This is a genomic window from Massilia sp. (assembly GCF_046293535.1).
Taxonomy (GTDB): Bacteria; Pseudomonadota; Gammaproteobacteria; order Burkholderiales; family Burkholderiaceae_D; genus Telluria.
In genome coordinates, this window is the sequence record NZ_JBKBOV010000001.1 from 19,802 (window position 1) to 33,893 (window position 14,092).

General features: G+C 65.7%; 11 protein-coding genes. 5 read left to right on the top strand and 6 right to left on the bottom strand.

The window, feature by feature from the left end; all coding sequences use genetic code 11:
- Positions 1–443: 443 nt before the first annotated feature.
- From ACK4S9_RS00085 to puuE, 6 genes are all read right to left on the bottom strand, one after another.
- Positions 444–1,934 (bottom strand): adenosine deaminase, encoded by a 1,491-nt coding sequence (locus ACK4S9_RS00085; protein ID WP_409720041.1) that lies wholly within the window; start codon positions 1,932–1,934, stop codon positions 444–446.
- Between the two features lie 205 nt (positions 1,935–2,139).
- Positions 2,140–3,447, bottom strand: a complete 1,308-nt coding sequence (guaD, locus tag ACK4S9_RS00090; RefSeq protein WP_409720043.1) for a guanine deaminase — start codon at positions 3,445–3,447, stop codon at positions 2,140–2,142.
- Positions 3,448–4,521: a xanthine dehydrogenase accessory protein XdhC gene (gene xdhC, locus ACK4S9_RS00095; RefSeq protein ID WP_409720045.1), complete on the bottom strand. Its 1,074-nt coding sequence runs from the start codon at positions 4,519–4,521 to the stop codon at positions 3,448–3,450.
- Complete coding sequence (xdhB, locus tag ACK4S9_RS00100) at positions 4,518–6,860, bottom strand: xanthine dehydrogenase molybdopterin binding subunit (RefSeq protein WP_409720047.1); 2,343 nt, start codon at positions 6,858–6,860, stop codon at positions 4,518–4,520. The genes xdhC and xdhB overlap by 4 nt, the downstream gene beginning before the upstream one ends.
- A 14-nt stretch (positions 6,861–6,874) precedes the next feature.
- The gene (gene xdhA, locus ACK4S9_RS00105; protein WP_409720049.1) at positions 6,875–8,356 is read right to left on the bottom strand and encodes a xanthine dehydrogenase small subunit; all 1,482 of its coding nucleotides are present in this window, start codon (positions 8,354–8,356) and stop codon (positions 6,875–6,877) included.
- A 114-nt stretch (positions 8,357–8,470) separates the two neighbouring features.
- Positions 8,471–9,412 carry an allantoinase PuuE gene (puuE, locus tag ACK4S9_RS00110; RefSeq protein WP_409720051.1) on the bottom strand — a complete coding sequence of 314 codons (942 nt, stop codon included), beginning with the start codon at positions 9,410–9,412 and terminating at the stop codon, positions 8,471–8,473.
- Between the two features lie 93 nt (positions 9,413–9,505).
- Between puuE and uraH the strand changes: the two genes are divergently transcribed.
- The 5 genes from uraH (at position 9,506) to ACK4S9_RS00135 (ending at position 13,998) form a co-directional block, all read left to right on the top strand.
- Positions 9,506–9,859 carry a hydroxyisourate hydrolase gene (gene uraH, locus ACK4S9_RS00115; RefSeq protein ID WP_409720053.1) on the top strand — a complete coding sequence of 118 codons (354 nt, stop codon included), beginning with the start codon at positions 9,506–9,508 and terminating at the stop codon, positions 9,857–9,859.
- Positions 9,860–9,925: 66 nt separating this feature from the next.
- Positions 9,926–10,483, top strand: coding sequence for an ATP-dependent Clp protease proteolytic subunit (locus ACK4S9_RS00120; protein ID WP_409720055.1), 558 nt, complete (start codon positions 9,926–9,928; stop codon positions 10,481–10,483).
- Between the two features lie 189 nt (positions 10,484–10,672).
- Positions 10,673–11,929, top strand: coding sequence for a hypothetical protein (locus ACK4S9_RS00125; RefSeq protein WP_409720057.1), 1,257 nt, complete (start codon positions 10,673–10,675; stop codon positions 11,927–11,929).
- A gap of 19 nt (positions 11,930–11,948) precedes the next feature.
- A complete protein-coding gene (locus ACK4S9_RS00130) occupies positions 11,949–12,359 on the top strand; it encodes a hypothetical protein (RefSeq protein WP_409720517.1) in 411 nt (136 codons plus the stop codon).
- A gap of 76 nt (positions 12,360–12,435) precedes the next feature.
- Complete coding sequence (locus ACK4S9_RS00135) at positions 12,436–13,998, top strand: methyl-accepting chemotaxis protein (protein ID WP_409720059.1); 1,563 nt, start codon at positions 12,436–12,438, stop codon at positions 13,996–13,998.
- The last annotated feature ends 94 nt before the right edge of the window (positions 13,999–14,092 follow it).

Here is a 14,092-nt window from a genome sequence, read left to right on the forward strand (position 1 = left end):
CGGCGGTCCTGCCGGCTGGCGGCGGCAAGTCTAACGTGCAAGTATTTCAACGAAGTGACACCCGGATGTGAAAGCTGCGGATGCCCGTCAAACGAGGAATGCCTTTTGGAAATCAAACTCCAATATGCATGACCGTTAACAAACCGGCAAATTCGTTTTGGCTTCGACATTCATACGTTTGTCGTATAAATACGCTGCAACTCGTTGTTACTACGCAACAGACTCGGCTCGGTTCCCAGCAAAATGACAAGGCGGGATTATAAGGGCGGCATTCCTGAGCGAAATTTTTTTAATAAGAATTTCGCCAAACCGGGGAAGGAAGAGGATTTTTTGTAGCAGGAAGGCCACAAAAGATGAATATTTACTAAGCGAGTGTCGAAGAGTCACGCGCCGAACACGACAGGAAGGCGCTCCGCACTGACGGCGGAGCGCCTTCGCAGGGATTACTTCAGCTTTGCCTGGGTTTTCGCCAGAGCCGCGATCTTGGCCTCGAAGGCGGCGAAACGCTCGTCCAGTTGACGGGTCAAACGTTGTTTTTCTGCTACTGGCAGGAAGGCGTAGCGGATGCTGTTGTACGAGGTCCGCTTCATTTCCGCATAGTCCGGCTTGTAGCGGCTGGCGAACAGCACGTACTCGTTCGACAGCGTATGGCGGGTGACGCCGGCGTCGTCGGTCGAGATCACGTAGGGCACGCCGTATTTACGGTACAGGGTGATCGGGTGGTTCGCCCCTTCGATGCCGCTGATGAAGGCGTTCGAGGTCAGGTTGATCTCGACCGGGATGTCGTCCTTGCGCATCCTGGCCATGATGGCCGGGGCATTGCTCTCGTGCGCCAGGTCGAGGCCGTGGCCGATGCGGTTGGCGTTGGCCACCACCAGGGCCTGGTCGATGTGGAACTTCAGGCCTTCCGGCGGCACGTCGCCCATCGCCAGCTCGCCGGCGTGCATGGCCACCTTCACTTCCGGGTAGCGCGACTTCAGGAAGCGGAACATCTTCATGTGCAGGGTGTAGTCGCGCATCGAGACCATGGTGCTTTCCTGGCCGACGATATTGACGCCCACGATCTTGTCGCTCATGGCCGCGGCCTTGAAACCCGAGACCATCGAGGAAAACACCTGCGAGGGGTTCAGCAGGCGCAGTACGTAGGTCTGGTAGCGCATGGTGAAATGCTCGTCGTCGATGCCTTCGGCCGACTCGTGAATCTTGGCGACGAAGTCCTCGGTCTGCTTCCTGAAGCCGGCGTCCTGCTCCAGCACCGCCAGCCAGGCGCCCATCTGGGCGTCGAAGGCCTTGTCGTCGTTGGCATTGTTCCAGGCCTGGGCATCGAAATCCTTGTTCACGACGAAAGGCGACATCTTGAACATGGTCTCGATGTAGCTCACGTTTTCGGCAATGGCGCGCTTTTTCAGTTCCTGCAGGCCTTCGCGGAAGTTCGCGTTCGACACCGGTCCGAAGTAGCCGAAGGTCTGGAAGAACAGGCGGTCCGGCGGCGGCTGGATCGCGCCGTGGTTGTAGAAGTCCTTGTTCGACCAGCGCTGCAGCAGCTCGCGGTAGGTATAGTCGTCGGCATAGACCTCGGCGGTCGACAGGCAGTTGCGCTGTTCCGCCGGCTTGGCGCGCTCGGCGGCGACCACTTCCTTCTTCGTCTCGATGCGGTAGGTGCGCTTGTCGACGCAGTAGCCCTGCTTGTCGAGGAAGTCGACGTACTGCTCGGCGTAGACCGAACCCGAATAATGGTGGTGCAGGTCGCCGCCCTTCGGCATCTGGGTGAAGAACAGGGTCAGCTCGGCCGTCTTCGGCTCGCCGGCGATCAGGCTGGCGTAGTGGCGCGCGGTGGCGGCTTCGTTCGCGTTGGCGGGAACTTTGGCCACGGCCTGCGGGGCGCTGGCGACGGCCATGGCGAGCAGGACGCTGCCGGTCAGTTGTTTGTACATGGATGTGGCTCTCTGGTGCGGTTGGTTGCGGACTTGCGCCCGCATTGGACCGCGCAACTCTATACGGTTGAGTTAGCGTTGGCAATATCGCAGGTAGGGTGGGCGGGTCTCCCGCCCACGCGGTGATAGTTGCGGGTTGAACTGATGAACGAGTAGATCTTGCCTGGTTGAGCGCGTGGGCAGGAAACCTGCCCACCCTACAAAATCATGTGCGGCTATGAACGCGCGTTCCACCCGAATACGTTGCCCGGATGGCGCGGTCGTCCCCCAACAGCGCCAGCGCGAACAGCAGTTCTTCCAGCGAGTCCAGCTGCTTCGTCCTGCGCGCCAGCAGCGGCGTGCATGTTGGGTCGAGCACGACGAAGTCCGCTTCCGCGCCCGGCGCAAAGCTGCCGATCGTGCCTTCCAGGCCCATGGCGCGCGCCGCACCCAGCGTGGCCAGATAGAACATGCGTAGTGCCGGCAGGTAGCTGCCCTTCAGGCGCGCCACCTTGTAGGCCTCGTTCATGGTCTGCAGCATCGAGAACGAGGTGCCGGCCCCGACGTCGGTGCCGAGCGCAAGCTGCGTGCGGGCGCCATCGGCCCGTTCGAAGTCGAACAGGCCGCTGCCGAGGAACAGGTTGGAGGTCGGGCACACCGCCGCGGCCGATCCGGTGGCGCTCATGCGCGCGAAGTCCTCGTCGTCCAGCCAGATGCAATGGCCGAACAGGGCGCGCGGGCGCATCAGGCCGAAACGCTCGTAGACGTCCAGGTAGCTGCGCGCCTGCGGATGCAGCTCGCCCACCCAGCTGCACTCGTCCTTGTTCTCCGAGACGTGAGTCTGGATGAAGGTGTCCGGATAGGCCTTGGCTAGTTCAGCGGTGGCGCGCAGCTGGGCGTCGGTCGAGGTGGGCGCGAAGCGCGGGGTGATCGCATATAGCTGGCGGCCGCGCTTGTGCCACCTCTCGATCAGGTCGGCGCTGGTGCCGACGCCGCCCTCGAGGTCGCGCAGGAAGTCCGGGCAATGGCGGTCCATCAGCACCTTGCCGGCCACCATGCGCAAGTTGCGCGCCTCGCTGGCCTCGAAGAACGCGTCCACCGACTGCGGATGCACGGTGCAGTAGACCACGGCCGTCGTGGTTCCGCAGCGCAGCAGCTCGTCGAGGAAGAACTCGGCGGTCGCGCGCGCGTGCTGCGGATCCTCGAAGCGGCGCTCGGTCGGGAAGGTGTAGGTCTCGAGCCAGGGCAGCAGGCCCGGGCTCGGCGAGGCGATCATGTCGGTCTGCGGATAATGCAGATGGGTGTCGATGAAGCCCGGGGTGATGAGCTGGCCGCGGTAGTCGTGCGGGGTCACGCCTGGCGGCAGCGTGCCGGCCAGGGCGTCATGGTCGCCGGCCGCCTTGACGCGGCCATCCTCGACCACCAGCAGGCCGTCCTCGTGCCAGGCATGGGCGTCGCCGGTGAAAGCCGGGTCGGCGTGAAAGTGCAGCAAGCTCGCACGGTAGGCTTGCACGTTGTTGGGTGCGCTGGACATTTAGTTGAATTCCGTTGAAACGTGTGGCTGGCGGGCGGCTGCTTCCCATACCTGGAGCAGCTGGGCCGCCACGGAGGCCGCGATCACGGCCGGGGCCTTGCCCTCGATGCCGGGCAAGCCGACCGGGCAGACCATCGCGTCGAGGCGCGCGGCATCGATGCCGCGCTCGCGCAGGCGGTGCTCGAACTGGCGGCGCTTGGTATCCGATCCGATCAGGCCGAACCAATTTTCCGCAGCGGGACGCGACAGTATCGCGTGCGAGAGCTGCAGGTCAAGTGCATGGCTGTGCGTCATGACCAGGAAGGTGGTGCCGGATGCTGCTTTTTCAACAAGCGCCTCGGGGGTGTCGGTGGCTTCGATCGTCACGTTGGCCGGCACGTGCGCCGGGAACAGGTCCTCGCGCTCGTCGACCCAGGTGACGCGGCAGGGCAGTTCGGCCAGGGCGCGGACGATGGCGGCGCCGACGTGGCCGGCGCCGAACAGCATCAGGTGGGCGCGCGGAGCGAGCACGGCATCGCGCAGCCAGAGGCGGCCGGCGTCGTCCTGGAAGAGGTGGGTGCCTTGGGTGCGGTCGAATGGGGGAGCGCCCACGCCGGCAAGCAGTCGCCCACTCCCGTCGAACAACGCAGTTGTAGGGTGGGCGGGTCTCCCGCCCACGCGTTCAGCTGAAGATGAATGCTCGGCTAAGCTTCCGTTAGTTGAACGCGTGGGCGGGGAACCCGCCCATCCTACGGAAACCACACGCCATGTATCTTCATTGCGCCGCTTGTCGAGCAGCGCCAACTGCTCGGCATCCGCCATCTCGAACGCCAGCCACGCAATCCCCCCACAGCACTGCCCCAGCTTCGGCCCCAGCGGAAAGCGTTCGACATGCGCCTCTCTCCCCTGCTGCAGCATGGCCCGCGCCATTTCCAGCGCGCGGTGCTCCAGGTGGCCGCCGCCGATGGTGCCGCGAAAGCCATGCGCATCCACCAGCATGCGCGCGCCCGGCTCGCGCGGGACCGAACCCTCGACGCGGGCGACCGTCACCAGCACTGCCGGCGCGTGCAAGGCGCTGGGCAACCAGTCGGTCATGGGGCGCTCGCCGCTTCCACGAAGGCGACCGCCTTCAGGATCTCTTCGCTGGTGGCCGGCGCATTCAGCGGCGGGTTCACCCGGTGCCCGCCGAGCGCGGAGATGGCGTCGCGGATCGCGAAGAACACCGAGAACGGCAGCAGCAGCGGCGGCTCGCCCACGGCCTTGGAGCGGTGGATGCTGTCCTCGGCGTTGCGGTTCCGGAACAGGCGCACACGGAAGTCTTCCGGGCAGTCGGACACGCCCGGGATCTTGTAGGTCGAGGGCGCATGCGTCATGAGCTTGCCCGCCGGGTTCCACCACAGTTCCTCGGTGGTGAGCCAGCCCATGCCCTGGATGAAGGCGCCTTCGACCTGGCCGATGTCGATCGCCGGGTTGAGCGAGTTGCCGGCGTCGTAGAGCGCGTCGGCGCGCAGCAGCTTCCATTCGCCGGTGAGCGTGTCCACCACCACTTCCGACACCGCCGCGCCGTAGGCGTAGTAGGAAAACGGACGGCCGTTCATGGTCTTCGGGTCCCAGTGCAGGCCGGGGGTGGCATAGAAGCCGTCGGACCACAGCTGCACCCGGGCCAGGTAGGCCTTGGCCACCACTTCGCCGAAGCGCAGCGCTTCTCCGTTCACGAACACGGTGTCGTCGGCAAAACGGACTTCCGATGGATCGCCGCCGAATTGCGATGCCACGAAGGCGGCCAGCCGGTCGCGGATCTTGCGCGCGGCGTCCTGCGCGGCCTTGCCGTTCAGGTCCGCCCCGGTCGAGGCGGCGGTGGCCGAGGTGTTGGCGACCTTGCTGGTATTGGTGGCGGTGGCGCGTACCCGGGCCAGGTCCACGCCCAGTTCGTGCGCCACCACCTGCATCACCTTGGTATTGATGCCCTGCCCCATCTCGGTGCCGCCATGGTTCACCAGGATCGAGCCGTCCACGTAGACGTGCACCAGCGCGCCCGCCTGGTTCAGGTGGGTGACGTTGAAGGCGATCCCGAACTTCACGGGGGTCAGCGCCAGGCCTTTCTTGAGCACCGGGCTGGCGCGGTTGAACGCGTCGATGTCCGCGCGGCGCGCCCGGTAGTCGCTGCTCTGTTCCAGCTCGGCCACCAGTTCGTGGATGACGTTGTCGACGATCGTCTGGCCGTAGGGCGTGACATTGCGCTCGTTGCTGCCACTGCGGCCGTAGAAATTCAGGCGGCGGATGTCGAGCGCATCGCGGCCGAGATTGCGCGCGATCTCGTCGATCACGTACTCGATGGCGATCGCGCCCTGCGGCCCGCCGAAGCCGCGGAAGGCGGTGTTCGACTGGGTATTGGTCTTGCCGCAGGCGGCGCGGATGTCGACGTCGGACAGGTAATAACTGTTGTCGAAGTGGCAGACGGCGCGCGTCGCGACCGGGCCGGACAGGTCGGCCGAATAACCGGCGCGCGTGACCATGTCGACCTTGGCGGCAAGGATGCGCCCTTCGCCGTCGTAGCCGACTTCGTATTCGTAGTGGAAGCAGTGGCGCTTGCCGGTGACCAGCATGTCGTCGTCGCGGTCGGCGCGCAGCTTGACCGGGCGGCGCGTTGCGCTTGCTGCGATCGCCGCGGCCGCCGCCCACAGGGCCGACTGCGACTCCTTGCCGCCGAAGCCGCCGCCCATGCGGCGGCACTCGACCGTCACGTGGTGCGAATGCAGGCCGAGCGCATGCGCCACCACGTGCTGCATCTCGCTCGGGTGCTGGGTCGAACAGTAGACGTGCATGCCATGGTCTTCGCCGGGGATCGCGTAGGCGATCTGGCCTTCGAGGTAGAACTGTTCCTGGCCGCCCACAAGCAGCTCGCCTTTCACGCGGTGCGGCGCCCCTGCGAACGCACGTTCCGCGTCGCCCCTGGCCAGGCGCATCGGCGGCAAGACATACGACTGGGCGGCGCGCGCTTCCTGCGGGCTCAGGATCGCCGGCAGGTCCTCGTAGTCGATCATTGCGCGCCTGGCGGCGCGGCGGGCGTTGTCGTGGCTGTCGGCGACGACGATGAACACCGGCTGTCCAAGGTACTGGACCAGGCCGTCCGCCAGGATCGGGTCGTCGTGGATGATCGGGCCGCAGTCGTTCAGGCCCGGGATGTCATGCGCGCTCAAGACAGCGACCACGCCGCGGCTGGCGCGTACGGGTTCCAGGTCGATACCGAGGATGCGCGCATGGGCGCGGCCGGACAGGCCCAGCGCCGCATGCAGGGTGCCGGCGGTTTCGCGGATGTCGTCGGTGTAGGTGGCCTGGCCGAGCACGTGCAGCACGGCCGATTCGTGCGGGCGCGCGCGCCCGACTTCGGTCCACTGGGCGGCATCGAGGATGGGGGTGCCTGCGTCGTTCATGTCCATTCTCCTCGTCAAGCGCCGGCCGCGAAGGCATTCACCGCGCCAACGGGCAGCGGATTCTCGAGGCGGGTTTCGAACCAGAAGCGCCGCAGCAGGTTCTGCGCCGCCAGCATGCGGTAGCTGCTCGACGCACGCATGTCGCTCAGCGGCGCGTATTCCTGGGCCAGCGCGTCCATCGCAGCGCGCAGTGAAGCTTCGTTCCATGGCTGGCCGACGAGAAGCGCTTCGGCCTTGGCCGCGCGCTTGGGCGTGGCCGCCATGCCGCCGAAAGCGATGCGGGCGCCGGCCACCGTGTCGCCGTCGAGCGTGATGGCAAAGGCCGCGCACACGGCCGAGATATCCTGGTCGAAGCGCTTGGCCAGTTTATAGGTACGAAAGCGCAGGCCGGCGCGCGGCAGCGGAATGCGCAGGCTTTGCACGAACTCGCCCGGCTGCAGGTCTTTCTGCTGGTAGCCGAGATAAAAATCTTCCAGCGCCAGCACGCGCTCGCCCGCCGCGCCGCGCAGCACCACCTGGCTGCCCAGGGCGATCAGCCAGGGCATCGAATCGCCGATCGGCGAGCCATTGGCGACGTTGCCGCCGAGCGTGCCCGCGTTACGGATCGGCAGCGAGGCGAAGCGCTGCCACATCTCCGTCAATTCATCCGGATAGTGGCGGCAGAGGGCCGCGTAGGCATCGTTCAGGCTCACGCCCGCGCCGATCTCCAGCATGCCGCCGGATTCGGCCAGCGTGCGGAGTTCATCCACCTGGCCGAGATAGATGATGTCGTTCAGCTCGCGCATGTGCTTGGTGACCCAGAGCCCGACGTCGGTCGAACCGGCCAGCAGCAGGGCCTGCGGGAATGCGCTGCGCAGCTGCACCAGTTCGGCGAGCGTGCGCGGGACGTGGAAGCGCCCTCCTCCCGCCTCATAGGTGAAGCCCTGGGTGCGCTGCAGGACGCGCAGGCGCTCGGCCAGCGCGGCGCGGTCGAAAGCGGCGGGCGGCAGCTCGACCATGCGGCGGGCCGCGTCGATGATCGGGCGGTAGCCGGTGCAGCGGCACAGGTTGCCGGACAGCGCATCGTCGATCTGGCAGCGCGAGGGCTGGCGGCCGGAAGGCCCGTGGCCTTCCTGCTTCAGGTACATGCCCCACAGCGACATCGCGAAGCCGGGGGTGCAGAAGCCGCACTGGGAAGCGTGGCACTCGACCAGGGCCTGCTGCACCGGGTGCAGGCTGCCGTCGGGCTGCTGCAGGTCTTCCACCGTGAACAAGGCCTTGCCGTCGAGCGTGGGCGTGAACTGGATGCAGGAATTGACCGCCTTGAGGGCAAGCCGGCCGTCTTCCAGCGAGCCGATCACCACCGTGCAGGCGCCGCAGTCGCCCTCGGCACAGCCTTCCTTGGTGCCGGTGCAGTGCAGGTCTTCCCGCAGGTGCTGCAGGATGGTCTGCGTCGGCTGCACGTCCCGCACTTCCTGGACGGCGCCGCGGTAATAGAAGCGGATCGGCTCTGACATATCGTTCTCTTTCAAGCAAGGGCGGAAGGCTACCACCCGGAGGCATGCGACTTATAAGACAATCTATATATTACTTATCAATATATTTGCATATCTTATGAATCGCCCTGCCCTTCATTGTAGGAAAGGATGCACGCTTTTCCAGTGCTGCGCGATATCGATGCGGCGCGTGATCCAGACCCCATCATGGCTCCGCACGTAGTCGAGGAAGCGCGCCAGGGCCTGCGCGCGCGCCGGCCGCCCGACCAGCCGGCAGTGCAGGCCGATCGACAGCATCTTTGGCCGGTTCAGTCCGGCCGGATCTCCCTCGCGGTACAGCAGGTCGAAGGCGTCCTTCAGGTAGTCGAAGAACTGGGTGCCCGAATTAAAGCCCTGCATGGCGGCGAAACGCATGTCGTTGGTGTCGAGCGTGTAGGGCACCACCAGGTGCGGCACCCGGCGGCCGTCGTGTGTTTCGACCAACTGCCAGAACGGCAGGTCGTCGCCGTAATGGTCGGCGTCGTAGGCGAAGCCCCCGTGCTCGACCACCAGGCGGCGCGTGTTGGGCGAGTCGCGCCCGGTATACCAGCCGAGCGGCGCCTCGCCGGTGAGTTCGCGCATGATCTGCACCGCTTCCAGCATGTGGGCGCGCTCAAGGGCCTCGTCGACGTTCTGGTACGAGATCCAGCGCAGCCCGTGGCAGGCGATCTCGTGGCCCAGTTCGCGGAACGCGCTGACCGCCTCGGGATGGCGCTTGAGCGCCATCGCCACCCCGAACACGGTGAGCGGCAGCCCGCGCTCCTCGAACAGGCGCAGCACCCGCCACAGGCCGGCGCGCGAGCCGTATTCGTAGAGCGACTCCATGCTCATGTGACGCATCGGGAAGGGCTGCGCGCCGATGATCTCGGACAGGAAGGTCTCGGAGGCCGGGTCGCCGTGCAACACGCAATTCTCGCCGCCCTCTTCGTAGTTGAGCACGAACTGCAGGGCCACGCGCGCGCCGCCGGGCCATTGCGCATGTGGCGGATTGCGGCCATAGCCGACCAGGTCGCGCGGATAATTCGAGTAAGTGTCCATGGGTTCGGAAGAAGGCGGGTATATCGGCGATCATATATTGCAGGAAGCACAACGGTATATGATTGCCCGCATACCTTCACTCATCCTGCTGATATGGGCAAACTCTCCACCCACGTCCTCGACACCGCCCACGGCCGCCCGGGCGCCGGCGTCAAGATCGAGCTGTACGGCGTCGGCACGGCCGGCCGCACCCTGATCAAGCAGGATGTCACCAACGGCGACGGCCGCTGCGCCACTCCGCTGTTGGAAGGCGAACTGCTGCGCCCGGGCCAGTACGAACTGGTCTTCCATGCCGGCGACTATTTCGCCGCCCAGGGCGTGGACCTGCCCTCGCCGCGCTTCCTCGACCGCGTCACGATCGCCTTCGGCGTCTTCGACAGCGCGCAGAACTACCATGTGCCGCTGGTGATGACGCCCTGGTCCTACTCGACCTACCGGGGTAGCTGAGGCTCTTCCGGACGCGGCCGGCGCTTGATTCTTGCTATGCTGATTCTCATCGTGTCGGGAGCAGCCATGGCATTGCATATCGTTCACTTCATCGGGCCGATCAACCATCATTCCGCCAGCAGTATCCGCAACAATTGCTTGCAGGCGCTGCAAAACGGCGCGACCGAGATCGAACTGCACATGTCCAGCGAGGGCGGCAACATGACGGCCGGCTTCGCGCTGTACTTCTTCCTGAAGTCGCTGCCGGTGCCGCTCACCACCCACAACATCGGCAGCGTGGAATCGGTGGCCGTGGTCATCTTCCTTGCCGGGCAAAAGCGCTACGCCTGCCCCGGCACGCGCTTCCTGATCCACCCGCTGCACTGGGGTTTCGGCAGCCTGGTCGCGGCCGACCATTCGCGTGTGTCCGAATGGCGCGACTGTCTCGATTTCGACGCCGAGCGTTATGCCAGCATCTTCCTCGATGCCACCACCGCCGCCGGCTGCGCCACCGACATCCGCAGCAACCTGACCGGCAATGCGCGCATTTTCGATGCCGACGGGGCGGTCAAGGCAGGCATCGTCCACCGCGCCGTGCAGGCGCAGCTGCCGCCGGCCGGGCCGACGTGCCACTGGTGGAACTGATCTGACAAGCTGCTGTTTCAATTGCACAACATGTAATGACAATTCGACAGAAATTGTCACCAATTGTCATCATTTGACTTGCATCAAATTGCTCCCTGGATAGAATCATTTCCAGAGTTTCACGGCGCTGCCTGCTTGCTGCCTTTGCGGCGCCATCCTTTCCGAGCAGCTGACGTAACAAGAATGATGATGAAGAAACGTGTAATTGCTACCTTGCTGGCGCTTCCGCTGGCAGTCTCGACGGCCTATGCGCAAGACGGCGGCGGCTTCCCTTCCGTAAAGATCAGCGGCTTCGGCACCGGCGCCCTGACCTATGCCGACACCAGCCACGCCGAGTTCGCCCGTCCGAACCAGGCCGAAGGCTCGTCGCGCGACTTCCGCACCGGCATCGACTCGAACCTCGGCCTGCAGGCCGACATGCCGGTCAACAGCTGGCTGTCGCTGACCGCCCAGGGCCTGGTGCGCAAGGATGCCGAAGCGGGCTACGGCGCCGAGCTGAGCTGGGCCTTCGCCAAGGCCCGCATCTCGGATGAGCTGAGCGTGCGCGTCGGCCGCGTCGGCCTGCCGGTGTTCATGATCTCCGACTACCGCAACGTCGGCTACGCCAACCACACCGTGCGTCCGGCAGCGGAAGTCTACTCGCAGGTGCCCTTCAACAGCATCGACGGCGTCGACCTCACCTGGCAGCACGGCTTCGGCGACACCAGCCTGACCTCCCAGCTGGCCTACGGCAGCGTGAAGTCTGCGCTGTCCGGCAACATCCACGCCAAGGGCAAGCAGATCGTCGCCCTGAACATCACTGCCGAGCACGGCCCCTTCACCGTCCGCGCCGGCCATGCGACCGCCAAGGTCACCATCGACGATTCGGTCTCGCTGAACACCCTGCTGGGCGGCCTGCGCGCCGCCGGCGCCGGCTACCGCTTCCCGCAACTGGTGACCCTGGCCAATGAGATCCAGGCCAACGAAAAGCGTGCGTCGTTCAGCTCGCTGGGCCTGGCCATGGACTGGAACAACATCGTCGTCCAGTCCGAGTACGCCAAGCGCAAGACCAAGGCCTACATCAACGACACCAGCGCCTGGTACGTGATGGGCGGCTACCGCATCGGCAAGTTCATGCCCTACGTCAGCCACGCCGAACTGAAGATCGACAGCGCCGTCGTCAACACCGTGCCGGCGGCCTGCCCGGCCGGCTACCCGGCGGCCTGCACCCCGACCATGCAGCAGCTCGGCGCCGGCGTGCGCCGCCTGCCGAACACCGGCGTCGGCCAGGGCGAGCAGTCGACCAGCAGCTTCGGTTTCCGCTGGGACTTCGCCAGCTCGATCGCCCTGAAGGCGCAGATCGACCGCGTCAAGCCGAAGAACGGCACCGGCCTGCTGGTGAACGCCCAGCCGACCTTCAAGGGTGACGTCGTCGTCGGCGCCGTGGCCCTCGATTTCGTGTTCTAAGGAGCGGACCATGCACAAGATGATCGCAAAGCTGTTTGCTGCAGCCGCCCTCGTTGCGGCCGGTGTCGTTCCCACTGCGGCCATGGCCGAAGTGGTCGTGGTGGTGAACCCGAAGGCTGCCGAAGCCTCGATGACCAAGGAGCAGATTGCCCAGTTCTTCCTGGGTAAATCCACCGCCATGACGCCGATCGACCAGGCCGATGCCAACCCGGTCCGCGCCGAGTTCTACAAGAAGGTGACGGACAAGGATGCCGCCCAGGCCAAGGCCCTGTGGTCGAAGCTGGTCTTCACCGGCAAGGCCACGATGCCGAAGGAAGTCGCCGACAATGCCGCCGTGAAGGCAGCGGTCGCGGCCAACCCGAAGGCCATCGGCTACATCGACAAGAGCGCCGTGGACGGCAGCGTCAAGGTGGTCTACTCGGCACAGTAAGCAAGCTTCACCTTAAAGGTAGCACCCGCCGTCGGCCCAGCGCCGCCGGCGGTTTATGCATTCTGGAGACATCAACATGAGCATCAAGCGCAGGATCTGGGCACTGCCCGTCATTTCCGCCATTATCTTCGGCCTCGGCGCCGGTGCCAGCGCGATGATCGCGAACGGCGCGCTGACGTCGATCACCACCACCGCCAGCGTCGACTACCCGGTGCTCGATGCCTCCAAGGCGCTCATCCTCGACGTCGCCGCCGTCACGGACGGCCTGCAGGACGCGGTCGCCGAAGGCGACAAGGACAAGATCGGCCAGGTCGGCGAGCAGGCCGACAAGCTGCGCGCCAGGCTGGAAACATTCAAGCAGATTCCCGGACAGCAGGACACCGGCACGCGCCTGGCCAGGGAATTCGACGCCTATTACGCGCCGGCCCTGTCGGCCGCGCGCATCATGCTCGAGATGGAGCAAGGCGACCCGCAGGCGGTGGTCGGCAAGATGCAGTCGGCCCTCGCCGTGCTGAACGGCGACCTGGCCAAGGTCAACGAAGCGGCCCAGCGCCAGTTCGCGGCCGGCATCGAAGCCAGCAAGAACAGCGTCAACAAGGTCATGATCGCGATGATCGCGACCGCACTGATCGTGATCGCCAGCCTGGCCCTGGTCTCGTGGTTCGTGGTGCGCGCCATCTGGCAGCAACTGGGAGGCGAACCCGAATACGCCCGCGAGATCGCCCAGGCCGTGGCCGCCGGCGACCTGTCGACCGAAATCCGCCTGGAGGCCGGCGACAAGGGCAGCCTCCTGGTGGCGCTGAAGGAAATGCGCGGCCGCCTGGCGACCCTGGTGGCGGAGATCAAGCTGTCGGCCGACACCATCGCCCTGGCCAGCTCGGAAATCGCAAGCGGCAACGCCGACCTGGCGCGCCGCACCGAATCGCAGGCCGAGAGCCTGGACCGCACCACCCGCTCGATGGAATCCTTGACCGGCGCCGTGCGCGAGAACGCGAGCGCCGCCAGCCAGGCCAATGCCCTGGTGGAGACCGCGACCAGCATCGCAACCCGCGGCGGCCAGGTGGTGGGCGGCGTGGTGAGCACCATGGGCGACATCAACAGCTCGGCGAACAAGATCGTGGAGATCATCTCGGTCATCGACGGCATTGCCTTCCAGACCAACATCCTGGCGCTGAATGCGGCCGTGGAGGCGGCGCGCGCCGGCGAACAGGGGCGCGGCTTCGCGGTAGTGGCGGGCGAAGTGCGCAACCTGGCGCAGCGCTCGGCGGCGGCGGCCAAGGAGATCAAGGAACTGATCGGCGACTCGGTGTCGAAAGTGAGCGCCGGCAGCGCGCTGGTCGACGAAGCCGGCGTGACCATGGGCCAGATCGTGGAATCGGTGCGCAAGGTGCAGACCATCATGGCCGAGATCAGCGCCGCGGGCGCCCGCCAGAGCGCCGGCATCGACGACATCGGCCGCGCGATCGGCAGCATCGACCAGATGACCCAGCAGAACTCGGCGCTGGTGGAGGAAGCCTCGGCGGCGGCCGAGTCGCTGGCGGAGCAGACCACGCAGCTCACCAGCGCGCTGTCGGTGTTCAAGCTGGAGACGGCGGCGCCGGCGCTGGCTCGTGGCGCCAAGCGACCGGCATTGCGCTAGAACCCTCTCTTGGATTCCCGCCTTCGCGGGAACGACGGCTTGGAAGACAGCGGCCATAGAGACACGATAACGCGTTGCGTTGGCTTGAAGACCG

Coding starts and splice junctions, on each gene's coding strand:
- uraH (WP_409720053.1), top strand. CDS start 9,506: ATGGGCAAACTCTCCACCCACGTCCTCGACACCGCCCACGGCCGCCCG.
- puuE (WP_409720051.1), bottom strand. CDS start 9,412: ATGGACACTTACTCGAATTATCCGCGCGACCTGGTCGGCTATGGCCGC.
- guaD (WP_409720043.1), bottom strand. CDS start 3,447: ATGTCCAGCGCACCCAACAACGTGCAAGCCTACCGTGCGAGCTTGCTG.
- ACK4S9_RS00130 (WP_409720517.1), top strand. CDS start 11,949: ATGATCGCAAAGCTGTTTGCTGCAGCCGCCCTCGTTGCGGCCGGTGTC.
- xdhB (WP_409720047.1), bottom strand. CDS start 6,860: ATGAACGACGCAGGCACCCCCATCCTCGATGCCGCCCAGTGGACCGAA.
- xdhC (WP_409720045.1), bottom strand. CDS start 4,521: ATGACCGACTGGTTGCCCAGCGCCTTGCACGCGCCGGCAGTGCTGGTG.
- xdhA (WP_409720049.1), bottom strand. CDS start 8,356: ATGTCAGAGCCGATCCGCTTCTATTACCGCGGCGCCGTCCAGGAAGTG.
- ACK4S9_RS00085 (WP_409720041.1), bottom strand. CDS start 1,934: ATGTACAAACAACTGACCGGCAGCGTCCTGCTCGCCATGGCCGTCGCC.
- ACK4S9_RS00125 (WP_409720057.1), top strand. CDS start 10,673: ATGAAGAAACGTGTAATTGCTACCTTGCTGGCGCTTCCGCTGGCAGTC.
- ACK4S9_RS00120 (WP_409720055.1), top strand. CDS start 9,926: ATGGCATTGCATATCGTTCACTTCATCGGGCCGATCAACCATCATTCC.
- ACK4S9_RS00135 (WP_409720059.1), top strand. CDS start 12,436: ATGAGCATCAAGCGCAGGATCTGGGCACTGCCCGTCATTTCCGCCATT.